The sequence below is a fragment of the Sandarakinorhabdus sp. genome (genome assembly GCF_987265915.1).
The window spans coordinates 1,185,564-1,206,710 of record NZ_OZ503948.1 but is presented as its reverse complement, the minus strand read 5'-3'; the positions used below and the strand labels follow the sequence as shown (position 1 = coordinate 1,206,710).

Here is a 21,147-nt window from a genome sequence, read left to right as displayed (position 1 = left end):
GGGGAGGATCAAGAAGGGCAGGACCGATCTGATCCTCCCCTCTCAGGGGAGGTGGCGCCCGAAGGGCGACGGAGGGGTCTCACAAGCGCCGAACGTCCAACACCTCGTCCAGCCGCAGCGGCCGGTAAAGATGCGGGAACAGTGCTCCGCCGCGGCTGGGTTCCCAGCGCAGAGCATCGCCCAGCGTATCGGCATCGAGCGTCAGCGCCACGGCGTCCACTTCACCGGCGAAATATTTGGCCAGCGTGCCGGGCACCTGTTCGGGGGTGGACAGGTGAATGTAACCGTCGCGCAGATCGTCCGGTGAACCGGCGGACACCCCGTCAGCCTGGAACTGCGCCCATTCGGCGGCGCGCAACAGCTTGATCACCGGAGTCATGGCACCGGCCGCACCGGCACCTTCAATGTGCACAGATCGGCGGCGCCGGCCGGGCGGATGAAGAATCCGGTGCGATTGGCCCGCGCCTTGTTCACCGCGGCAAAGCTGCTGGAAGCGGTATCCATCATCTGCCAGCGCGGAAAGCCGGCGATCTGGCTGGCCAGGCGTACCTGATTGATCTTCGTGCGCTGGCTGTCGTCCTTGTAGAAGCCCAGCGCCTCCGTGCCGCGCGGCAGGGCCGCATGTGGTTCGATGCCGGCGAGCACGCGGCCGACATTGGCGATGTTGCGATCGAGGTGGCGCGGGCCGTGGCCGATCACCGTGTACAGTTCCGCCCCGTCGCCGGTATCCGGCGGCATGTCACGCCCCACGCCGACCGTGCCATAGCAATGCGCCAACCACACCGAACCGGCCTTTGGGTCACGTGCCGCTTGCCAGCCGCTGACAAATCCGGCCAGCGCATAAGTGTCGGCATAGGGCGACGGCGTGAATTTCAGGCCCGCCAGCGGCCGTTCATATTCGGCGGGCAGATGTTCGGGCCGCACGCGCTGTTCGCGCACATCGGGCGGCTGGCTCACCGGCTCGGCGCCGCCCAGCGGTTTGGCGGCCCATTGCACGACATAATTGTCCTGCACGCGCACGATGCGGCCATCGTCGAACCGCCCGGCGCGCACCAGCGCCTTGATGGCGGCCACATGCGCCGGTGCGAACTGCGGCGCCAATTGCACCACCATGCGGCCGGCGGCAGTGTCCATCACCATGATGTCATCGGGATCGATCGCCAACCAGTGCGCGGCTGGGGCCTTGGCGATGATCTCATCGGCCGACGTGGCGGTCAGCGAGGCTGGCGGCGGCGCTTGCGCCAGCAGCAGCGGCGCGGCGGCGAGGGCGAGCAAGTGGCGCATCATTCACCTTCCGCCACGAAATCCAGCGCCAGGCCGTTGATGCAGTGGCGCATGCCGGTGGGCGGCGGCCCATCGGGGAAGATATGGCCCAGATGCCCGTTGCAGCCGGCGCAATGCACTTCGGTGCGCACCATGCCGTGGCTGGTATCGGTGGTGGTGCCGACCGCGCCGTCTTCGGCGGCCCAGAAGCTCGGCCAGCCGGAGCCGGAGTCGTATTTGGCGTCCGACCGGTAGAGCAGCGCCCCGCAGCCGGCGCAGTGAAATTCGCCGGCGCGCTTTTCATCGTTCAGCGGCGACGTGAACGGCCGTTCGGTGGCATGATCATAAAGCACGGCGCGGGCGGCGGGGGACAGGCAGCTCATGGTTCTTCACTCCCGATTACAGGGTTCTGGCGCGCGAGCGCGTCGTTCAGGTTTGGCCGCGTCAGCGCATCGATGGCGCCTTGCAGGATATAGGCCGCTGCCAGCCTGTCCACCCGTTCCGCACGCCGGGCGCGCGACAGATCCTCCGCGATCATGGCGCGTTCGACGGCGGCAGTGGACCAGCGTTCGTCCCACAGCAGCAACGGCAGGCCCAGCGGCGCCAGATTGCGCGCGAAGGCCCGCACCGATTGGGTGCGCGAACTGTCGGTGCCGTCCATGTTGAGCGGCAGGCCAACGACCAGCCCCGCCAGCCGCGCCTGCGCCGCCCACGCCTTCAGCGCGGCGAAATCGGCGCTGAACTTGCCCTTGGCCAGCGTGTGGGCCGGGCTGGCGAAGCTCCAGCTGGCATCACAAGTGGCAAGGCCGATGGTCTTGGTGCCGACATCCAGCCCGCCCAGCCGGCCGCCGCCCGGCAAGGCGGCCGCAAATTCCGCAGGCTGCGACGTGATCAGCGTGCGGCTTTCCACACCTGCACCCGGGTTGCCGCATCCTTCCGGACCGCAGCCCAGAACAGCGGATAATCGAACACATGGAAATTATTGCCCGGCAACACATAGGCCGGATAGCCCGACGGCGGTTCGCCGATCAGCAGCAGCCCGTGCGCATCGCAGCGCGCCGGCACGCCGGGCGCGATCAACTCGCCGCTGGCAAGGGTTGCGGTTGGCACCAGGCTGCCGGGATTGGCGCTGGCCGGGGCAGAGCCGCCTGCCCCGCCGGTCAGCGGATTGGTGCACAGCATCGCCGTACCGCGCCGCGCGATGCCATTCAGGCCGGGGCCGGCATAATAGACCGCCAGCACCGCATCCGGATCGGCCGGTTCGGCAAAGCTTTGCCAACTGAGGATGCACCCCGATTGCGCTGCAGCCGTGCACGCCGGCAGGCCCAGCGCCGGCAGATCGGCCGTCACAGATACCGGCCAGCCGACCAGATAGGCCGCCACAACCCGCGCCTGCAGCGGTGTGCCGGCGACCTGTTCCTTCAGCAGACGCAGCAGGTGCAGCGCGCCCTGGCTGTGGCCGGCCAGGATGATCGGCGTGTCCTTGGGCTGGGCCGCCACAAACACCGCAAAGGCCGCCGCCACATCAGCATAGGCCAGCGCCTGCGCCGCCTGGGCCTTGCGGCGCGTTTCGGGCGCATCGGCCAGGAAGCTGCCGATCACCGCCTGGCGATAATGCGGCGCCCACAGCGGCCCGGCATCGGCCAGCGCGCTGGTTTCGGTGCGCAGAAAGCCGGCGAGCCGATTGGCGGTTTGGCCAACATCGCTGCGTTCATTCCACTGCATGGTGCTGAAGGCGGCGGTGGGCGGCACGAAGAACACCGCGGCATCGGTTTTTGCCATCACTGGCGCGCCGGGCGGGCGCCACGCGGTGGGGTCGTTCGCCATGCCGGGCCGCGCCGCCCACGCCGCGGGCACGGCATAATCATAGGGCGCACCGGCCGCCGCCGCATCAAATTCGCCGCCCGGCACCAGCGCTGCCGACAACAAGCGGTTGCCGGCCAGCCGCCAGGCCAGTGCCAATGCAATCACGATAAAGATGGCGATGGCCACCACCCACAGGAAACGACGCGCCAACATCGCGGCCGCATAGCAGGGGCCGCCGGCAGGAGCGAAGAAAAATGCCCCCTATCGCCCCCCGCCACTTGAGTTTTCTTACCCAAGCGTCATAAAGTCGCGGGATGGCCAACATTTTGTGTATCGAAGATGACGCCACCATGGCCGCCCATGTCGCACAAGGGTTGCAGGGTGCCGGTTATCACGTCGATATTGCCGGCGATGGCCAATCCGGTCTGGATCAGGCGCTGAACGGCCACCATGCCGCCATCATCCTCGATCGCATGTTGCCCGAACTGGATGGCCTCGCCGTGCTGACCCAGCTGCGCGCGGCCGGCAACAACACGCCGGTGGTGATGCTGTCGGCGTTGGCCAGCCTGGATGAACGGGTGCGGGGCTTGCGCGCCGGTTCCGATGATTATGTCACCAAGCCATTCGAGCTGCCGGAATTGCTGGCCCGACTGGAAGCGGTGCAGCGCCGCGCCAGTGCCGCCACCGGCGCCGAATTGACGCGCCTGGTGGAAGGCGAACTGGAGCTCGATCTGCTGGGCCGCCGGGTCACCTGGGCCGGCAAGCGCATCGAATTGCAACCGCGCGAATTTCGCCTGCTGGAATATCTGGTGCGCCACCGCGGCCAGGTCGTGACGCGATCGATGCTGCTGGAAGGCGTGTGGGATTATCATTTCGATCCCGGCACCAACGTGATCGACGTGCATGTCAGCCGGCTGCGCAAGAAACTGGATGAAGGCGGCGCCGGCGGCATCGTCGAAACCGTGCGCGGCGCCGGCTATCGTGTGGGCGGTGAGCCGGTGTCCGCCTGAGCGCGGGCCGGCAATGACCGATTCCACGCCCGCGGGTTTCTGGCGCGACTGGTTTGCCGGCATCGCGCCGCGCACCACCACGGCGCGGATCAGCCTGTTGCTGTTCGTGATGCTGGTATCGGGCAGCGCCTTGCTGCTGATCCTGCTGGAACGCGCCACGCAAAGCCAGTTGGACAGCGAAGCCCAAGGGCGCATCGCCGCCATCGCCGATGCCGCCGGCACGGCCTGGCAGCGGGGCGGCATCACGGCGGCCCGGGTGATCCTGGAGGGCGAACTGGCCGTGCCTGGCCCGCTGGTGATCCATCTGGCAGCGCCGGGCGGCCGGCGCTTGCTTGGCAATCTGCCGCAATGGCCGGCCGGGGTGGCAGCCGATGGCCAATTCTACCGCGTGCCGGCAATGCATTATCATCAGGGCATTGCCGAACCCTTCATGGTGGTGGCGCGGCCGATGCCGCAGGGGCATCGCCTGCTGGTCGGCCGCAGCCTGGCCGCCGAAGTGCAGTTGCAGAACAAGCTGACCACCACCTTGCTGCTCGCCTTGCCGGTGGCGATGATATTGGCGTTCCTCACCAGCCGGATGATCACCCGTATCATCACCGATCGCGTCCATGATCTGGCCGACGTCGTCGGCGACGTCACCGCCGGCAAGCTGGAGGCGCGGGTGGCGCTGCCGCCGGGACCGCCGGCCGATGCCTTTGATTCCATGGGCCAGGCCTTCAATGTCATGTTGGCACGCGTGGAAGGGTTGATCGATGAACTGCGCGCCGTCACCGACGGGCTGGCGCATGATCTGCGCTCGCCGCTCACCCGGTTGAAGGCCCGGATCGAGCGGCTTTCGCACGGGCATGTGGTCACCGGCGATGATCTGGCCGCCGTATCGGCCGAAGCCGAATCGCTGCTCGCCATGCTGGACAACAGCCTGGAAATCAGCCGCGCCGAAGCCGGCATCGGCCGCGACAGCTTCGCCGAGATTGATCTGGCCGCCATGATCGCCGATCTGGCCGACATGTATGACCCGCTGGCGGAAGACGCCGGGGTGACGATGGTGGTGGCGGCGACCGGCGCGGTGCCGGCGCGCGCCCACCGCCAGTTGCTGGGCCGCGCGTTGGCCAATCTGATCGACAATGCGCTGCGCTATGGCGCCAGCGGCGGCCGCATCGAGCTGGGCGCGCAGATGACCGCAAAGGGAAGCCGGCTGTGGGTGGCCGACAGCGGCCCCGGCATCCCGGCCGATCGCCGCGCGGAAGCACTGCGCCGCTTCGGCCGGCTGGATGCGGCGCGCGGGCCCAAGCAGGGCGGCATGCAGGGCATCGTTCAGGGAGCGGGGTTGGGCCTGTCGCTGGCCGGCGCAGTGGCGCGCCTGCACGGCGGCAGCATCAGCCTGGCAGACAATCAACCAGGATTGCGGGTGACGATCGATTTGCCGGCCGAACAGGCGGTCAGGCGCTGACCACCAGCCCGTGGCGTTTCTTGCCGGCGCTCACCTTCTGGCCCGGCGCAACCAACGCGGCATCGCCCGCCGCAGCCATGCCATCGATGCGCGCGCCGCCCTGGGCGACCAGCTTGCGCGCTTCGTTCTTCGATGCGGCAAAGCCCAGGCCGATCAGCGCATCGATGATGGAGACCGGTGCAGCCGTGGCGAACTGCGGCAGATCCTCTCCCGCGCCGCCATCGGCAAAGGTGGTGCGCGCGGTGGCCGCGGCGGCTTCGGCGGCGTCGCGCCCCCGGCACAGCGCGGTGGCTTCGGTCGCCAGCACGTCCTTGGCGGTGTTGATCTCGGCGCCTTGCAGCGCTTCCAGCCGGGCGATTTCATCCAGCGGCAGATCGGTGAACAGCCGCAGGAACTTGCCCACATCGGCATCATGGGTGTTGCGCCAGAACTGCCAGTAATCGAACGTCGCCAACTGGTCCTCGTGCAACCACACCGCGCCTTGCGCGGTCTTGCCCATCTTGGCGCCATCGGCCCGCGTGATCAGCGGGGTGGTGAGGCCCCAGGCGTCACGCGCCTCGATGCGGCGGATCAGATCGGTGCCGTTGACAATATTGCCCCACTGGTCGCTGCCGCCCATTTGCAGCGTGCAGCCAAAGCGGCGGTTCAGTTCCAGATAATCATAGGCCTGGAAAATCATGTAGTTGAATTCAAGGAAGCTGAGCGGCTGTTCCCGGTCCAGCCGCAGCTTCACGCTGTCAAAGCTCAGCATGCGGTTGATCGAAAAATGCCGGCCGACATCGCGCAGGAACGGGATGTACTGAAGGCCCGACAGCCAATCATCATTGTTGACCATCACCGCATCGGTCGGCCCGTCGCCAAACGTCAGGAAGCGTTCGAAGATGCGGCGGATGCTGGCCATGTTGGCGTTGATCTGATCGTCGCCGAGCAATTGCCGCGCATCATCCTTGCCCGACGGATCGCCGATCTTGGTGGTCCCACCACCCATCACCACGATCGGCCGGTGGCCGGATTGCTGCAGATGGCGCAGCATCATGATCGAGACGAGATTGCCGATGTGCAGGGACGGCGCGGTGCAATCGAAGCCCACATAAGCGGTTACAATGCCCTTCGCTGCGGCCTCATCCAGCGCGGCCGGATCGGTCACCTGATGGATGAAACCGCGCGTGTCGAGGCGGGTGAGGAATTCGCTGCTGTAGGTCATGGCGGGTTGGCTTTTAAGGGGTGTGGGGGCGCTTGTCATGCCCCCGGCTGACACTCGGACGCCCAGTCTCTGGCCCGCCCAGTTTTGCCGGTTTTGACGTTTCGTACGGGATTCCAGATTTTTCTGCTCACCTATTCTGCCGCCGCAAACAAGCTGGTTGCTGATCGATGCTGCCCACGATCGCCAGTGTAACCCATTGGCCGGGATGTAGGACAGAGCTGGCGAAGAACAAGAAAGGCCTCCGGCGGCCAGGGTCGCAGACCCTGGACCCGTTTGTTTTCGGGCGGCCCTCCTTATCCGTCACCCCAGACTTGATCCGGGGTTCGGCTGTTCTAAAAAAGCCAATGCATGTACTTCCCAGGGATCGAATTGAATTGAGATCAACTTTGAAATATTTTCACTTTTGCGTGAAACTATGTTCAGTCGTCCCTGTGCCATCCCGCGTGCCCTTCGCAGAATTCGCATCCGGTATAATAGCTGAATTCAAGATCTCCACCACCGATCTGCATTTCGTTGCACCACCCACACATTGCGATTTCCTCCTCGAAGCTAAGACATTCTGTGCAGACATAGCTATCGCCGTGTTGAACAACCGAACCCAGCGAGCAACAAAATGCGCAGTTCATCTGCACAAAATCCTCGGGAGCGACGTACTCAGTACTCAGCGCATCCATCAGTTCCTCTTGCGAAACTACATGGCCGCACTCTTTGCATTGCCGGTCACTACCATGGTCAGCCTCGATCGCAATGTCACGGCCGCATCCAGACGGACAGGGCATCTGGAGATAACCGCCCGTAAGGCCGCATACGTGGCAAGAAAGACTGTGAAGCAATTCTGAAACATCATTCACCTCGGCGGCTGCAAATCCACAACCGGCACAGTCGTGGAAAACAACGCCCTTTGCGACGTCAGCATCGATCTTGGGCTTTAATTGCTCAAAATTCACCGCCAGAAACTGCCTATTGCGCTTCATTGCCCAGGCGATGCGGGTGATGTCTTCATCCATATCGGCAAACTGGTCAGACCATAGTCTAAGCAGTCGTTCCAAATGAAACCAGCAAAGGCACTGTTCCCGTGCAATTCCTTCCAAAAGCTCGGCGGAAGCCTCATTCCCGCCCGCCTCATGGAAGAAATGAACCATGCGGTTGCGATGCGTAGCGAGGCGATTGAATAGCGTAACTGCATCGGCCGGGATGGACTGACTCGCGATTTTCGATAGACGGCGGATCGCCTCTGCCGCGCTGACGGTCCTGCAATCGCCCGACAGAAATCGCTCCACATCTGCATCTGATGTTTTTTCGACCACCAGCGCCCAATGTTCATGCATCAGTCGAGCTTTCAGGATCAGCTCGACTGCCGTTGCAAAATGGATGACGGAATATTTCGGGTGCTTTTCAATTTCATCGACTGCGTGCTTCAGAAAGTCCATCGCACTTTCGGCAATGCTTACGGTTGCTAGGGCAATGCGCTCCTTGATCATAGCAGTAAATCACTCCACCAACAAATTCCGAGGACTCAAAAATTTCCGGACGAACGACACTTAATACTCATTTGGCAATCGAACGCCGCTGTAGCACCTCCAGTCACCGCGCCATCCAAGATGCAGAAAACTGCCCCCCGATCAAGTCACGGGTGATGGGGTGGGGTGGGATGGCCGGATTGACGCTGAAAGTGCGTTAACCCGAAACAAAGTTGGTGCAGGGCTTGAGGCCCTGCCCGCCGTAGGCCTCCTCCTCCTTAGCATAACACGTCTCACCGCCGATAAATCTCCCGCCGGTTGCCCAGCCGGATCACCGTGATCAGCATCACGCCATCATCGAGATCGGCGATGATGCGCCAGTCGCCGACGCGATATTTCCAGAAATCGCCGAGTAACTTGCCGCGCAGCGCCTCGCCGATGCTGCGGGGGTCGTCCAACGTCGCCACACGGTCGCGCAGGAACGTCAGGATGCGCCGGGCAATTTGCGGATCGAGTTTGCGAAGCTGCTTGGCGGCGCTGTCGGCGAATTCAACCCACCAGGCCATGTTCGGCCAGCAGATCGGTCAGGGAAGTGCGCGCTTCGGTGCCGGCGCGGACGCGGGCGCGGATTTCGGCGGACAGATGGGCGTCTTCCAGATCGTCGATATGCTCGACAATGGCTTCGATGGCGTAAAAGCTCTTGGAGCGGCCGGTCAGCGTGGACAGGGCTGACAAGCGGGCTTCGACATCGGTGGGAAGGCGGAGCGAAATGGGCATGTCGCAAGACTAACATTGCGATACATGTAGTGCAAATCTGATCAGCACGGGTGGGGGCGACATCTGCGGCGCTTGCACGGCGGGGCCGCCTGCGCCACGCAGCGCTGATGACTCTCTCGTACCTGATCCTCGCGCTCGGCATCGCGGTGCTGCTCAATCTCGGCAACCGGTGGCTGCGCATCATCGGCCAGCTGCTCGCCGCCATCGCGTTGTTTTTCAACGTCTGGTCGATCTGGCTGGCGGTGGAGGATGGCACATTTGCGGCCGCCACGGCGCAGGGTGGGCAGGTGCTGGCGTTGCAGGCGATGGGCCTGGTGGGCACGGCGGCGCTGCTGGCGCTGGTGCTGCTGCTGCCCGGCCAGTGGCGCGTTGCGGCACCCGCGCCCGGGCACAACACGCGCCACGCCTGGGGGCAGCCCAGCCGCATCCTGCATTGGGCCAGTGCCGTGCTGATGCTGTGTGCGCTGCCGATGGGCCTGTTTGTCGTGGTGTTGCCGGCCGGCGCCATCCGCGCTGAATTTCTGGATGGGCATCAGGGGGTCGGGCTGGCCGTGCTGCTGCTGCTGGCGCTGCGGCTGGGCTGGCAGGCGGTGACCAAGGGGCCGGATAGCCCCAACGCCATGGCACGGCTGAACAAATCGGCGCTGTATGGGTTGCTGGCGGCGCTGCCGGTTTCGGGGCTGCTGCTGTCGGGCGCGATGCAGGTGCCAGTGCTGGGGCTATCCCTGCCCGCGCTGCTCAGTCTGGATACGGCACGCGGTCTGCATCAGATCTTGTCGACCCTGTTCGTCACGGCCTTCGCGGCGCATGCTGGCGCCGTCGTCTGGCACCATTTCGGCCTGCGCGATCGCAAACTGATCCGCCGCATGCTGCGCTAGAACAAATCACGCACATCGGGCATAGTCCCCGCCATGGCCATCCAGATTCGCACCAGTCTCTCCGACACTGAGCTGACCACGTTCACGCCGCACCGCCCGGCGCGGCCGGAGAAATCCGAAGGCGGGCGGCCGTTCGTGCTGAAAACCGATTATACCCCGGCTGGCGACCAGCCCGCGGCCATCGCCGAACTGGTCGCCGAGGCCAATGCCGGCAATCGCGATCAGGTGCTGTTGGGCGTCACCGGTTCGGGCAAGACCTTCACCATGGCCAAGGTGATCGAAGCGGTGCAGCGCCCGGCGCTTATCCTGGCGCCCAACAAGATTTTGGCGGCGCAATTATACGGCGAATTCAAGAGCTTCTTCCCCGACAATGCCGTCGAATATTTCGTATCCTATTATGATTATTACCAGCCCGAAGCCTATGTGGCGCGCACCGACACCTATATCGAAAAAGAATCGAGCGTGAACGAGGCCATCGACCGGATGCGCCACAGCGCCACCCGCGCGCTGCTCGAACGCGATGATGTGATCATCGTGGCATCAGTGTCGTGCATCTATGGCATCGGATCGGTTGAAACCTATTCGGCGATGACCTTTTCGCTCAAAAAGGGCGGCAGCGCCGATCTGAAGGAGGTCGTGCGCAAGCTGGTCGCCATGCAGTACAAGCGCGGCGACCTGAGCTTCACCCGCGGCAATTTCCGGGTGCGCGGCGACAGCCTGGAAATTTTCCCGTCGCATTATGAAGACTCAGCCTGGCGCATCAGTTTCTTCGGCGACGAGATCGAGGCGATCAGCGAGTTCGATCCCTTGACCGGCGAAACCGTGGCCAAGCTGGAAAGCATCAAGATCTACGCCAACAGCCATTATGTAACGCCGGGCCCCACCCTTAAACAGGCCGCCGAGGCCATCCGCCACGAGATGAACGAGCGGCTGAAGGAGCTGAACGCCGAAGGCAAGTTGCTGGAATCGCAGCGATTGGAACAGCGCACCAATTTCGATCTGGAAATGATCGCCGCCACCGGTGCCTGCGCGGGGATCGAGAATTACAGCCGCTTCCTCACCGGCCGCCTGCCCGGCGAGCCGCCACCCACCCTGTTCGAATATCTGCCGGAAAACGCCTTGCTGATCATCGATGAAAGCCATGTGACGGTGCCGCAGATCGGCGCCATGGCCAAGGGCGATCACCGCCGCAAGGTGACGCTGGCCGAATATGGGTTCCGCCTGCCGAGCTGCATCGACAATCGGCCGCTGCGCTTTGCCGAATGGGAAGCGATGCGGCCGCAGACCTTTTTCGTGTCCGCCACCCCCGGCCCCTGGGAAATGGACAAGACCGGCGGTGTCTTCGTCGAGCAGGTGATCCGCCCCACCGGCCTGATCGACCCGCCGGTGGCGATCAAGCCGGTGGAGGACCAGGTCGAGGATCTGATCCAGGAGGCCAAGAAGGTCGCCGCCATGGGCTATCGCACGCTCGTCACCACGCTGACCAAACGCATGGCCGAAGACCTGACCGAGTTCCTGCACGAGGCCGGCTTGCGCGTGCGCTATATGCACTCGGACGTCGAAACGCTGGAGCGCATCGAGCTGATCCGCGATCTGCGCCTGGGCGTCTATGATGTGCTGGTCGGCATCAACCTGCTGCGCGAAGGCCTGGATATCCCGGAATGTGGCCTGGTGGCGATCCTGGATGCCGACAAGGAAGGTTTCTTGCGGTCTGAAACCAGTCTGATCCAGACGATCGGGCGCGCGGCGCGCAATGTTGATGGCCGGGTGATCCTCTATGCCGATCGCATCACCGGCAGCATGGAACGTGCACTCGCCGAAACCGATCGCCGCCGCACCAAGCAGGAGGCGTACAACATCGAACACGACATCACGCCGACCACCATCAAGCGCAACATCGGCGACGTGCTGGCCGATGTTTCGATGAAGGATGGGCTGGTGGTTGAGACCGGTGACGAGGAGACGCCGCACCTGGTGGGCCACAACCTCAAGGCCTATATCGCCGATCTGGAACAGCAGATGCAGGCTGCGGCATCCGATTTGGAATTCGAAAAGGCCGCCGCCATCCGCGATCAGATCCGGCGGCTGGAAATGGACGAACTCGGCATCCCCGCCGACCAGCGCGCGGCGCCGGTGAAAGGCCGCGCGACGGGCGGCGCAGCCGGCACGCGGACGACCCGCTTTTCCAAGATGCAGAAGAAGGGGCTGAGCGGGAAGCGACGCGGGGCGGGGCGGTAGGCCGCCTGCCCGAACCGCCCCGCCACCCAGGCGTTCGCCGGGGTTACTGGAGCGCTTTGGTCACCCGTTGCCTGACATTTGAAGAGCGCGGTGCGAACCGGTTCGCAAATCGCACCCCCTCCCCACGATTATGGCGCTGTATGTGGTTGGCGTCTTTAGAGCGCTTTCCGACCAACTTGGATCAACGTCATCGCCGTTCCGGCGACCCCTCCGGGGCGGGGCGCTTTCGGTCCAAGGCTGCGTCGCTCGTCGGTTACGATGCACAAGGCATCGCGCCCTCCTCACTTCTTGCCTTGAACCAAAATCGGCACCGTGCCGATGACCCAAGTTGATCGGAAAGCGCTCCAACGACGGAGCACGCCCAATGTTTCGCAGTTTTGCTGTCAAAGACACGGAAGCCCTGTTCAAAGGCCAGCGCGTCCGCCGGAGGCATTCTTGCTTCAAAACCTCACACCACCGGCCGGCCGGCCAGCGTTTCGGACAATTTCGCCGCGATTGCCGTGCGCGCCTGGGCCGATAGTGCCTTGCGGTCGGGCAGGTCGGCGGGGCTGAAGGGGGTGAGGAAGTGGACGCGGACTTCCCAGGTGCCGGGGCGAGACAGCAGCCGCCAGGCGTTTTGCGCGCCGGTTTCCATGCCGATCCAGGCGAGGTTGCGCCCGGCTTCGTCGCAATCGATCACCACCGGTTGCAGGGTGGCGCCGGAAGGGGGCGGGATGAGCATGGCGAACAGCGGCGCCTTGAACGGCAGCAGGCGGCGGCCATCGCTGCAAGTGGCTTCGGGGAACATGGCGATGCGGCTGTGGCGGGTGAACTGCGTGCGCATGGCGGCGATCTGGGCGGGCACGCCCATGCGGTCGCTGCGGTTGACGAAGATGGTGTCGTTCACGCGGCAGATGAAGCCGATGCCGGGCCAGATGGCGATGCCATCCTGTGCCACGAACACGGTGCCGGTTTGTCCGCCCAGGATCAGCGCGTCGGTCCAGCTGAGATGGTTGGCGATATAAAACACGTCGCGGCTGACCGGCTGGCCGATGCTGCGCACACGGATGCCGCAGGCGCGCGCGTTCCAGGCCAGAAAGCGCCGGGCCCAGGGCGATGGCCAGCCCAACCGCTGATGCAGCAGCATATGCATCGGCACGCAGATGGCGGCGATGCCCAGCAACCACAGGCTGCGCACCACCACGCGCACCGCGCCGGCCGGATCGCGGCGGCAGGCCCGGGCAAAGCGCGCCAGCGCGGCCCCAAGCCCCGGCACCGGCGGCGCGACAAAGCCGCTGGCGTCCGGCATCGGGGGCGGCCATTGATCGGTAGGGTGAGCATCCATCGCGGCGCTTCTTGCCGCAACTGCGCCCGCGCCGCTATGGGCCAAATCATGGCACAGATCGTGATGCTCGATTCAGGGGTTGGGGGCTTGTCGGTCCTCGATGATGTGCGGGCGTTGTTGCCGGCGATCGACATCACCTATGTCGCCGACAATGCCGGCTTCCCCTATGGCACCAAGACCGAGATGGAGGTGGCGACGCGGGTGTGCGCGCTGCTCGGCCGGCTGACGGAGCGGCTGAAGCCCGATCTGCTGGTGATCGCCTGCAACACAGCATCGACGATTGCGCTGGCGCATGCCCGCGCCGTGCTGGATGTGCCGGTGGTCGGCACGGTGCCGGCGATCAAGCCGGCGGCGGAACAATCGAAAAGCCGGGTGATCGGCGTGCTCGGCACCCAGGCGACGGTGCGCCAGCCCTATGTGGACCGGTTGTCGGCCGATCATGCCGGCGATTGCACGGTGCTGCGCCATGGTTCGGCGCGGCTGGTGGAGCTGGCGGAGGCGCAGTTGCGTGAGGGGACGGTGACGGCGGCGGACGTGGCGCCGGAACTGGCTGGGCTGCTCGATCAGCCGGGCGGCGACCGCATCGATCAAATCGTGCTGGCCTGCACGCATTTCCCATTGCTGGAAGATCAGCTGCGCGCGGCGGCGCCGGCGGGCGTTGGTGGCCCTCGGGGCTTTGTGGATGGCGGCGCCGGCATCGCGCGGCGGGTGGCCTATCTGCTGGGTGCGCGGGGGATGGAAGGAACCGGGCAGGGCCGAGCGCTGTTTACCGGCAAGGATGATGGGCTTGACCTGCTCGCCCCGGCGCTGCACCGCTATGGTCTCAGCATGCAGCAATGAAGGCGAGCCATGGCCCTGAACGATGAGGATTTGAAGGCGCGCATGAACCGGTTCGTGCCGCCCACCGCCGAAATACTGGGCCAGGAAATATTGGAAATCGACAGTGCGGCCGGCCTCGTGAAGATGAAGTTTCAGCCCGTCGCCGCCTGCCGCAACCCGATGGGCAATATCCAGGGTGGCATCGTGGTGGCCATGCTCGATGATGCGGCGGCGTTTGCGGCCATCATCAAGAGCGGAAAGCGCATCGGCATCCCGACCATCGAATTGAAAACCAGTTTCTTCGCCCCCGCCAAGTTTGGCGTGCCGCTGTTCGCCACCGGGCGCTGCCTGAAACTCGGCAAGCGCGTTGCCTTCATGGAGGCCGATCTGTTCGACGAGGCCGGCACGCTGCTGGCCCGGCTGACCACCTCGGCCATCCCCGTCGAACTGCCGGAACCCGGCCAACTGGTGGACCGCACATGAGCGATGAAGTGCTGTTTGAAACGCGCGGGGCTGCGCTGTGGGTGACGCTCAATCGCCCGGCAGCGCTGAATGCGCTGAACCATCCGATGGCGGTGAGCATCCACCGCGCCATCATCGCGGCCATGGGCGATGCGGCGGTGGCGCATATCGTCATCACCGGCGCCGGCGATCGGGCCTTCTGCGCCGGCGGCGATGTGGCGCTGCTGGGCCGCGAAGGCCGGCAGAACCGGGCGCTGTGGGAGAATTTCTTCCACGACGAATATCGCATGAACCAGGCGATTGCGCGTTGCGGCAAGCCGTGGGTGGCGTTGATCGATGGCATCACCATGGGCGGCGGCGTGGGCCTTTCGATCCACGGGCGGTATCGCGTCGCCACCGAACGCACCTTGTTTGCCATGCCCGAAACCGGCATCGGCCTGATCCCCGATGTGGGCGGCACCCATGCGCTGGCCGCCTTGCCGGGTGAAATCGGTGCGTGGCTGGCGCTGACCGGTGCGCGGTTGAAGGCGGCGGATTTGCGTTATTGCAGCATCGCCACCCACTATGTGCCGTCACAGCATCTGCCGGCCTTGAGCGATCTGCTCAGCATCAGCCATGAGCCGTTGCCCGAAGTGCTGGCGGTGTTCGACGAAGACCCCGGCGAAGCGCCGCTGGCGCAGGTGCGCGACGCCATCGATTATCATTTCGGCCATGATCGGGTGGAAGATATCGTCGCCAGCCTGGGTGCCGGCGATGAATGGGCGCAGGCGCAGGCCGCCACTATCGCGCGCATGTCGCCCACCTCGTGCAAGCTGTCCCTTGCCGGCCTGCGGCTGGCGCGCGGCGTGGCGATCGAGGATGCGCTGGTGAATGAATATCGGATGGTCTGCGAAATAAGGAACGGCCATGATTTCTTCGAAGGCATCCGCGCGCAATTGATCGACAAGGATCGCAACCCGAAATGGCAGCCAGCGACGCTGGAGGCTGTGAGCGACGATGACGTGGCGCGGCACCTGGAGGTGCCGGAGACGGGGGATTTGACGTTCGAGTAGGGTTCAAAAGCACGCCTGCCACTGCACGGTATCGACAAACCAGCGCTCTTCGCTGATCTTGTCGCCCACGAAGCGGAACAGCACGGCGAGCTGGCTGCCGGCGCACTTGGCGCTCTTCCAGTTCAGGATCGACACGACCTCATCGCCATCGGAAATCTGCCGCAGGGCGGTGATCTCAAACCCCGGCGGCAGCGCCGCACCGAGATTTTCGAGCGCGCCGCGAAACGCCGCGGTGCCGTGGAGTTCATCCGCCTGCCCCGGCATCACGAACAGCATGTCGGGGATATAATCGGCGAGCAGCGTGTCCCAATCACCGCGTCCCACCGCGTCCCACCCTCGTTGCACGATGTCGGCATGGCTGATGGTCATGATCGGGTCCCCAATATTCGGCAAAACGCCGCGTTGTCACTGATAGTGACGGGCCAGGGCGGCTGTGCCCAGGGCTGGCCCACATATTGACAAGGATTTTGCCGTCAGGCGGCGCGCAAGGTCCGCGCCCGCCGCCGTGCCGCGCCCACCAGACCGAAGCCGGCGATCAGCATCGCCCAACTTGCCGGTTCCGGTACGGCGCTGCTGACGGTCACTTCAAACGCACCACCATTGTTCAGCGCGAACGTATCGTTCACCAGCGCATAAATCGAACCGGGCGCAGCGAGATTGACCGTGGTGCCGTAACCGATCGCGAAAAAATCCCCCGGGCCCGGGTTGGCCACAAGGCTGCCCACGAGGGAACCGATCTTGAACCCTGGCGCGACGCCGGGATTGCCGTCGGCAATGATCGAACCGTTGGGATTGAAATAGCCATAAGACGGCGTGGTGACGGGTGTATCCGGGATGCCATCGGGGCGCATGGTGAAGCCATTGCCAATTGAGCCCGTGAGATCGACCAGGCCCGTGGCCGTGATATTGTAGCTGCCAGCGGCGAAACTGCCCAGGCTGAGCGGTGTGGATTGCGAACCGGATACGGTTGTTGCAGCCATCGCAGCCGAAGTTGACGCCATGGCGACTGCCGCCGCAAGAACCATCTGGATTTTCATCGGAACCTCCTGAACACGTTTCAGCACCAACGTCAGTATCAATTGATTAAGGATAAATCGGCGAACTTCAAACACAATATTGCGCAGGACAAGTGCGGCCAGCCGCGATCCGTGCGACAGCCGGGATGCCCTCCCCGGACATGACATCACGCCCGGCGCCCTACGTCCGAATCCTGTCTTGTCACCCGCATCGGCTGGCTGTGGTGCTGGGCGCCAATGATGGCATCGTGTCCGCCGCCAGCCTGATCCTGGCATCGCCGGCAACGGGTCGGCGCAAAGGGTCTGGACAGTTCTTGCTACAATCGCTATTTGATTGATCCCGTATAGTTGTTGTAGGCAATTATCTCATGGCATTGGCCTCCCAACGTGCCGCCCGGCCGGCACGTGACAAATCGCAGCCAGCGCATCCAGATCATTATGTCTCGCTGCCCGCACGCGCAGCCTCTGCCAGTTTTGCCGATGCCGCGCATGTCTCGGTGGCGCTGTCTCTGGGCGTTGCACAGCAAAGTGCCGCCGTGATCGACAGGATGTTCGATGCCGCACGGGCCGATACGCGCGCGCGCGCGGGGGGATTGGCCAAGTATCTGGCCCGACACTTCCACGCTGCAGCCACCACCTATCTGGAGGAGGCCTTCGGCCGCGAATTGCAGACTGTGCTGAATGGTTATCGGCTGATGCTGCGCGAAAGCCTGGCGCGCGGCGACGACGAAGCCCTGAAGGCGGCCCTGAACCGGGCGCGCCTGCAGGAAAAGATTCTGGCCGGCGTGCCGATGGCCGATCAGGCGCAAGCCTGTGTGTTGCTCGGCCTGTCCGGAGCCAACCCGTCCGCCACCATGAAACGCAAGGAAATGGCCGGCCAGCTGCTGCGTTTCACCATCGATGGCCGCGCCGCCTATCCGTTGCTGCAATTCGATGTGGAGGGCCGGCGCATCTTTCCGGCCATGGCACGGATGATCGCCATGGCGCCGGCGTGGAGTCATTTCCGCATCCTGCACTGGTTGACCCGGCCGCATCTGGATTTCGATGGCACCCCGGCCGAAGCACTGGCTGGCGCGGCAGATGCCGTGCTGGCGGCGTTCGCGCGGGAGATCGAGCCGGTGGCGCACGGCTGATGCGCTTCAGCCTGGCGATTCCGCCCGCATCCGCGCTGCGCCGCGGCCGGCAGCACATGGTCACCATCCCCGCCGGCACCGAACTGCACCGCATTCACCCTTCGAAATATGAATCGGCGCAGTTCAACGATACGGACAAGGGCAATGCGCGCTTTTCGCCGATCCGCGACGCGGGTGGCGCCATCATCCCGACGATCTATGCCGCCCAGAACTTTGAATGTGCAGCCTGCGAGATCATCCTGCGCTGCCCGGATGCACCGCCGCCGTCCCCGGCCTCGCTGACCATCGTCAGCCCCAGCGATTTTGCCGCGTACAGCCACAGCGTGTTGCACCTGACCGCCGATGTGGACCTGCTTGATCTGACCGCCGCCGGCCAGCGGCGGATTGGCGTTGACCAGAACGCGTTGCTGGCCGGGCCGCGCAGCAGCTATCCGGCCACCAGGGCATGGGCCGAGGCGATCCATGCCCATATGCCCGCGGCACAGGGCCTTTATTATTCTTCGTTCCAATATGGCCCGCAATTTGCTCTGCTGCTGTTCGATGATCGGGTGCCGGAAGGGGTGCTGAAGCCGATGTCGAAGCGCGCGATTAACGATCCGGCCTGCCACAGCGAAATCGACGCGCTCGCCCATGGCCTTTGGATCGATTACGCCGACATCTGACCGGTCGAACGCCGCACAAGCTGCGTGCGGCCAACCCCGATCCGTGCGACAGCAGCGTACCCCCCGACCGGATATCATCGCCATGCGCACCCATCGTGAATCCCATCTTGTCACCCGCATCGGCTGGCTGCGCGCCGCCGTGCTGGGGGCCAATGATGGCATCGTCTCCACCGCCAGCCTGATTTTGGGCGTGGCGGCGTCTGGCGCGGCGCGGCCGGCGCTGCTGATTGCCGGTGTGGCTGGTCTGGTCGCGGGGGCCATGTCGATGGCGGCGGGCGAATATGTCTCCGTCTCCTCGCAATCCGATACCGAAAATGCCGATCTGGCCAAGGAACGCGCCGAACTGGCTGCCGATCCGGCGCATGAGCAGGCCGAACTCGCTGCCATCTATGAGGGGCGCGGCCTGGATGCACAGACGGCCGCCAGTGTTGCCGCGCAAATGATGGCGCACGATGCATTGGGCGCCCACGCCCGCGACGAGCTGCATATCACCGATACCACCGCGGCGCAGCCGGTGCTGGCGGCGCTCACGTCGGCTGCCACGTTCACGGTCGGTGCGGCGCTGCCGCTGCTGCTGGCGGCCGTGCTGCCGTTGGCGTGGATGGCGGCCGGCATGGGCGCAGGCTCCATCGCCTTCCTCGCCCTGCTGGGCGCGGTGGGCGCGCGGGCCGGCGGCGCGCCGTTGGTTCGCCCCGTTGTGCGCGTGGTGTTCTGGGGCGCGCTGGCCATGGCGCTCACCGCTGGTATCGGGCGGCTGTTCGGTACGCTGGTCTGATGCTAGGGGCAGGTCTCCAATGCATCCGGAGTCGTGCAACGTGGCCAAAATCGCTCTTGCTTCTGATCACGCCGGATATGCGCTGAAGGCCATGCTGGTGGCGGATCTGCGCGCCGCCGGGCATGATGTGCTGGATCTGGGGACGGATGGCGAAGCCAGTGTCGATTATCCCGATTTCGGCCGCGCGCTGGGCGAAGCGATTGCCGCTGGCCGGGCGACCCACGGTATTGCGGTGTGCGGCAGCGGCATCGGCATTTCGATCGCCGCCAACCGCATTGCCGGGGTGCGCTGTGCGCTGGTGACCAGCGGCTTGATGGCGCGGCTGGCGCGGCAACATAATGATGCCAATTGCATCGCGCTCGGCAGCCGGATAATCGGCACCGAAGTGGCCCGCGATTGCGTGGCTGAATTTCTGGCCACCGCCTTCGAAGGTGGCCGCCATGCTGGCCGCGTTGCCAAGCTGGGTTGAAAACCGGGTTGAGGAGAAAACGAATGAGCACCCGCCCTGCCGTGGCCCAGCCGGCCGATACCGGTTTTTTCGCAACGCCCGTGGCGCACAGCGACCCGGCGGTGGCCGCCGCCATCGCCATGGAGCTCGATCGGCAACAGAATCAGATCGAACTCATCGCATCGGAAAATATCGTCAGCCGCGCCGTGCTGGAGGCGCAGGGATCGGTGTTCACCAACAAATATGCCGAAGGCTATCCCGGCAAGCGTTATTACCAGGGCTGCCATCCGTCGGACGTGGTTGAACAATTGGCCATTGATCGCGCCAAGCAGTTGTTTGATGCCGCCTATGCCAATGTGCAGCCGCATTCGGGCGCGCAGGCCAATGGTGCGGTGATGCTGGCGCTCACCAAGCCCGGCGATACCATCCTGGGCATGAGCCTGGATGCCGGCGGCCACCTGACGCACGGCGCGAAGGCGGCGCAGAGCGGCAAATGGTTCAACGCCGTGCAATATGGCGTGCGCCGCGAAGATCATCTGATTGATTATGACGAGGTCGAACGCCTCGCCGTCGAGCACAAGCCGGTGCTGATCATCGCCGGTGGTTCGGCCTATCCGCGCATCATCGATTTCGCCAAGTTTCGTGCCATTGCCGACAAGGTCGGCGCGCGGCTGCTGGTGGATATGGCGCATTTCGCCGGGCTGGTTGCCGCTGGAATCCACCCCAGCCCGATCCCGCACGCCGATGTGGTGACCACCACCACCCACAAGACGTTGCGGGGCCCGCGTGGCGGCATGATCCTGTCGCGCGATGCGGACCTGGGCAAGAAATTCAACAGCGCGGTGTTCCCCGGCCTGCAGGGCGGGCCGTTGATGCATGTGATCGCCGCCAAGGCGGTGGCCTTTGGCGAGGCGTTGCAGCCGGAATTCAAGGATTATGCCCGCGCCGTTGTCAGCAATGCGCAGGCCTTGGCGGCGCGGCTGGTGGCCCGCGGCTGCGCCGTGGTCGCCGGCGGCACCGACACGCATCTGGCGCTGATCGATCTCAGCCCCAAAAGCCTTACGGGCAAAGACGCCGATGAAGCGCTGGAACGCGCCGGCATCACCTGCAACAAGAATGGCGTGCCGTTCGATCCGTTGCCGCCCACCAAGACCAGCGGCATCCGCGTCGGCTCGCCGGCCGGCACCACGCGCGGCTTTGGCATCGCCGAGTTTCAGGCCATTGGGGACATGATCGCCGATGTGCTGGACGGGCTGGCGGCGAACGGGCATGATGGCAATGCCGGGGTCGAACAGGCGGTCAACCAGCGGGTGCGGGCGCTGTGCGCGCGTTTCCCGATCTATCCAGGCGGCTGATCCGCCGACGAGGAG

General features: G+C 64.7%; 24 protein-coding genes. 12 read left to right on the top strand and 12 right to left on the bottom strand.

The annotated features are described in order from the left end of the window. Positions 1 to 79 precede the first annotated feature (79 nt). The 5 genes from AC6UUM_RS05850 to AC6UUM_RS05830 are packed head-to-tail and all read right to left on the bottom strand — an operon-like array spanning position 80 to position 3,282. Positions 80 to 379: a DUF952 domain-containing protein gene (locus AC6UUM_RS05850; RefSeq protein WP_500804396.1), complete on the bottom strand. Its 300-nt coding sequence runs from the start codon at positions 377 to 379 to the stop codon at positions 80 to 82. Beyond that, entirely contained in the window at positions 376 to 1,287 is a 912-nt protein-coding gene (locus tag AC6UUM_RS05845) for a peptidylprolyl isomerase (protein ID WP_500804395.1), read from the bottom strand. The genes AC6UUM_RS05850 and AC6UUM_RS05845 overlap by 4 nt, the downstream gene beginning before the upstream one ends. After that, positions 1,284 to 1,646 carry a peptide-methionine (R)-S-oxide reductase MsrB gene (gene msrB, locus AC6UUM_RS05840; protein WP_500804394.1) on the bottom strand — a complete coding sequence of 121 codons (363 nt, stop codon included), beginning with the start codon at positions 1,644 to 1,646 and terminating at the stop codon, positions 1,284 to 1,286. Before msrB ends, AC6UUM_RS05845 begins: the two co-directional genes overlap by 4 nt. After that, positions 1,643 to 2,158 (bottom strand): Holliday junction resolvase RuvX, encoded by a 516-nt coding sequence (gene ruvX, locus AC6UUM_RS05835; RefSeq protein WP_500804916.1) that lies wholly within the window; start codon positions 2,156 to 2,158, stop codon positions 1,643 to 1,645. The genes msrB and ruvX overlap by 4 nt, the downstream gene beginning before the upstream one ends. Further along, entirely contained in the window at positions 2,155 to 3,282 is a 1,128-nt protein-coding gene (locus AC6UUM_RS05830; RefSeq protein WP_500804393.1) for a DUF3089 domain-containing protein, read from the bottom strand. The genes ruvX and AC6UUM_RS05830 overlap by 4 nt, the downstream gene beginning before the upstream one ends. A gap of 101 nt (positions 3,283 to 3,383) precedes the next feature. On the opposite strand from AC6UUM_RS05830, the gene AC6UUM_RS05825 reads away from it, so the two are divergent. Beyond that, positions 3,384 to 4,079 carry a response regulator transcription factor gene (locus tag AC6UUM_RS05825; protein ID WP_500804392.1) on the top strand — a complete coding sequence of 232 codons (696 nt, stop codon included), beginning with the start codon at positions 3,384 to 3,386 and terminating at the stop codon, positions 4,077 to 4,079. Between the two features lie 13 nt (positions 4,080 to 4,092). Beyond that, positions 4,093 to 5,529: a sensor histidine kinase gene (locus AC6UUM_RS05820; protein ID WP_500804391.1), complete on the top strand. Its 1,437-nt coding sequence runs from the start codon at positions 4,093 to 4,095 to the stop codon at positions 5,527 to 5,529. Here AC6UUM_RS05820 and tyrS read toward each other — a convergent pair. The 4 genes from tyrS to relB form a co-directional block, all read right to left on the bottom strand. Continuing rightward, positions 5,519 to 6,733 carry a tyrosine--tRNA ligase gene (gene tyrS, locus AC6UUM_RS05815; protein WP_500804390.1) on the bottom strand — a complete coding sequence of 405 codons (1,215 nt, stop codon included), beginning with the start codon at positions 6,731 to 6,733 and terminating at the stop codon, positions 5,519 to 5,521. The genes AC6UUM_RS05820 and tyrS overlap by 11 nt on opposite strands. A 419-nt stretch (positions 6,734 to 7,152) precedes the next feature. Then, positions 7,153 to 8,214 carry a hypothetical protein gene (locus tag AC6UUM_RS05810; protein ID WP_500804389.1) on the bottom strand — a complete coding sequence of 354 codons (1,062 nt, stop codon included), beginning with the start codon at positions 8,212 to 8,214 and terminating at the stop codon, positions 7,153 to 7,155. A gap of 272 nt (positions 8,215 to 8,486) precedes the next feature. After that, complete coding sequence (locus AC6UUM_RS05805; protein WP_500804388.1) at positions 8,487 to 8,759, bottom strand: type II toxin-antitoxin system RelE family toxin; 273 nt, start codon at positions 8,757 to 8,759, stop codon at positions 8,487 to 8,489. Then, positions 8,743 to 8,970 (bottom strand): type II toxin-antitoxin system RelB family antitoxin, encoded by a 228-nt coding sequence (gene relB / locus AC6UUM_RS05800; RefSeq protein ID WP_500804387.1) that lies wholly within the window; start codon positions 8,968 to 8,970, stop codon positions 8,743 to 8,745. The genes AC6UUM_RS05805 and relB overlap by 17 nt, the downstream gene beginning before the upstream one ends. Positions 8,971 to 9,077: 107 nt before the next feature. On the opposite strand from relB, the gene AC6UUM_RS05795 reads away from it, so the two are divergent. Together AC6UUM_RS05795 and uvrB are read left to right on the top strand one after the other, a co-directional pair. Then, on the top strand, positions 9,078 to 9,848 hold the full coding sequence (locus tag AC6UUM_RS05795) for a cytochrome b (protein WP_500804386.1): 771 nt from the start codon (positions 9,078 to 9,080) through the stop codon (positions 9,846 to 9,848). Positions 9,849 to 9,881: 33 nt separating this feature from the next. Further along, entirely contained in the window at positions 9,882 to 12,086 is a 2,205-nt protein-coding gene (gene uvrB / locus AC6UUM_RS05790) for an excinuclease ABC subunit UvrB (protein WP_500804385.1), read from the top strand. Between the two features lie 448 nt (positions 12,087 to 12,534). Here the strand turns inward: uvrB and AC6UUM_RS05785 are convergent, their stop codons facing one another. Next, the gene (locus AC6UUM_RS05785) at positions 12,535 to 13,410 is read right to left on the bottom strand and encodes a lysophospholipid acyltransferase family protein (protein WP_500804384.1); all 876 of its coding nucleotides are present in this window, start codon (positions 13,408 to 13,410) and stop codon (positions 12,535 to 12,537) included. Between the two features lie 48 nt (positions 13,411 to 13,458). Here AC6UUM_RS05785 and murI point away from each other — a divergent pair, with 48 nt between their 5' ends. The 3 genes from murI to AC6UUM_RS05770 are packed head-to-tail and all read left to right on the top strand — an operon-like array spanning position 13,459 to position 15,743. Continuing rightward, positions 13,459 to 14,250 carry a glutamate racemase gene (gene murI, locus AC6UUM_RS05780; protein ID WP_500804383.1) on the top strand — a complete coding sequence of 264 codons (792 nt, stop codon included), beginning with the start codon at positions 13,459 to 13,461 and terminating at the stop codon, positions 14,248 to 14,250. Positions 14,251 to 14,259: 9 nt separating this feature from the next. Beyond that, positions 14,260 to 14,712, top strand: a complete 453-nt coding sequence (locus tag AC6UUM_RS05775) for a PaaI family thioesterase (RefSeq protein WP_500804382.1) — start codon at positions 14,260 to 14,262, stop codon at positions 14,710 to 14,712. Beyond that, positions 14,709 to 15,743: an enoyl-CoA hydratase/isomerase family protein gene (locus AC6UUM_RS05770; protein ID WP_500804381.1), complete on the top strand. Its 1,035-nt coding sequence runs from the start codon at positions 14,709 to 14,711 to the stop codon at positions 15,741 to 15,743. Before AC6UUM_RS05775 ends, AC6UUM_RS05770 begins: the two co-directional genes overlap by 4 nt. A gap of 3 nt (positions 15,744 to 15,746) precedes the next feature. Here AC6UUM_RS05770 and AC6UUM_RS05765 read toward each other — a convergent pair whose 3' ends face one another. Together AC6UUM_RS05765 and AC6UUM_RS05760 are read right to left on the bottom strand one after the other, a co-directional pair. Beyond that, positions 15,747 to 16,112 (bottom strand): nuclear transport factor 2 family protein, encoded by a 366-nt coding sequence (locus AC6UUM_RS05765; RefSeq protein WP_500804380.1) that lies wholly within the window; start codon positions 16,110 to 16,112, stop codon positions 15,747 to 15,749. Positions 16,113 to 16,216: 104 nt separating this feature from the next. Next, on the bottom strand, positions 16,217 to 16,780 hold the full coding sequence (locus AC6UUM_RS05760) for a PEPxxWA-CTERM sorting domain-containing protein (protein ID WP_500804379.1): 564 nt from the start codon (positions 16,778 to 16,780) through the stop codon (positions 16,217 to 16,219). A gap of 347 nt (positions 16,781 to 17,127) precedes the next feature. On the opposite strand from AC6UUM_RS05760, the gene AC6UUM_RS05755 reads away from it, so the two are divergent. The 5 genes from AC6UUM_RS05755 (at position 17,128) to glyA (ending at position 21,132) form a co-directional block, all read left to right on the top strand. Further along, positions 17,128 to 17,892, top strand: coding sequence for a hypothetical protein (locus AC6UUM_RS05755; protein WP_500804378.1), 765 nt, complete (start codon positions 17,128 to 17,130; stop codon positions 17,890 to 17,892). Beyond that, positions 17,892 to 18,554 carry an RES family NAD+ phosphorylase gene (locus AC6UUM_RS05750; protein WP_500804377.1) on the top strand — a complete coding sequence of 221 codons (663 nt, stop codon included), beginning with the start codon at positions 17,892 to 17,894 and terminating at the stop codon, positions 18,552 to 18,554. Before AC6UUM_RS05755 ends, AC6UUM_RS05750 begins: the two co-directional genes overlap by 1 nt. Before the next feature lie 82 nt (positions 18,555 to 18,636). Continuing rightward, positions 18,637 to 19,329 carry a VIT1/CCC1 transporter family protein gene (locus tag AC6UUM_RS05745; RefSeq protein ID WP_500804376.1) on the top strand — a complete coding sequence of 231 codons (693 nt, stop codon included), beginning with the start codon at positions 18,637 to 18,639 and terminating at the stop codon, positions 19,327 to 19,329. Between the two features lie 40 nt (positions 19,330 to 19,369). Beyond that, positions 19,370 to 19,798: a ribose 5-phosphate isomerase B gene (gene rpiB, locus AC6UUM_RS05740; protein ID WP_500804375.1), complete on the top strand. Its 429-nt coding sequence runs from the start codon at positions 19,370 to 19,372 to the stop codon at positions 19,796 to 19,798. Between the two features lie 23 nt (positions 19,799 to 19,821). After that, positions 19,822 to 21,132 carry a serine hydroxymethyltransferase gene (gene glyA, locus AC6UUM_RS05735; protein WP_500804374.1) on the top strand — a complete coding sequence of 437 codons (1,311 nt, stop codon included), beginning with the start codon at positions 19,822 to 19,824 and terminating at the stop codon, positions 21,130 to 21,132. The last annotated feature ends 15 nt before the right edge of the window (positions 21,133 to 21,147 follow it).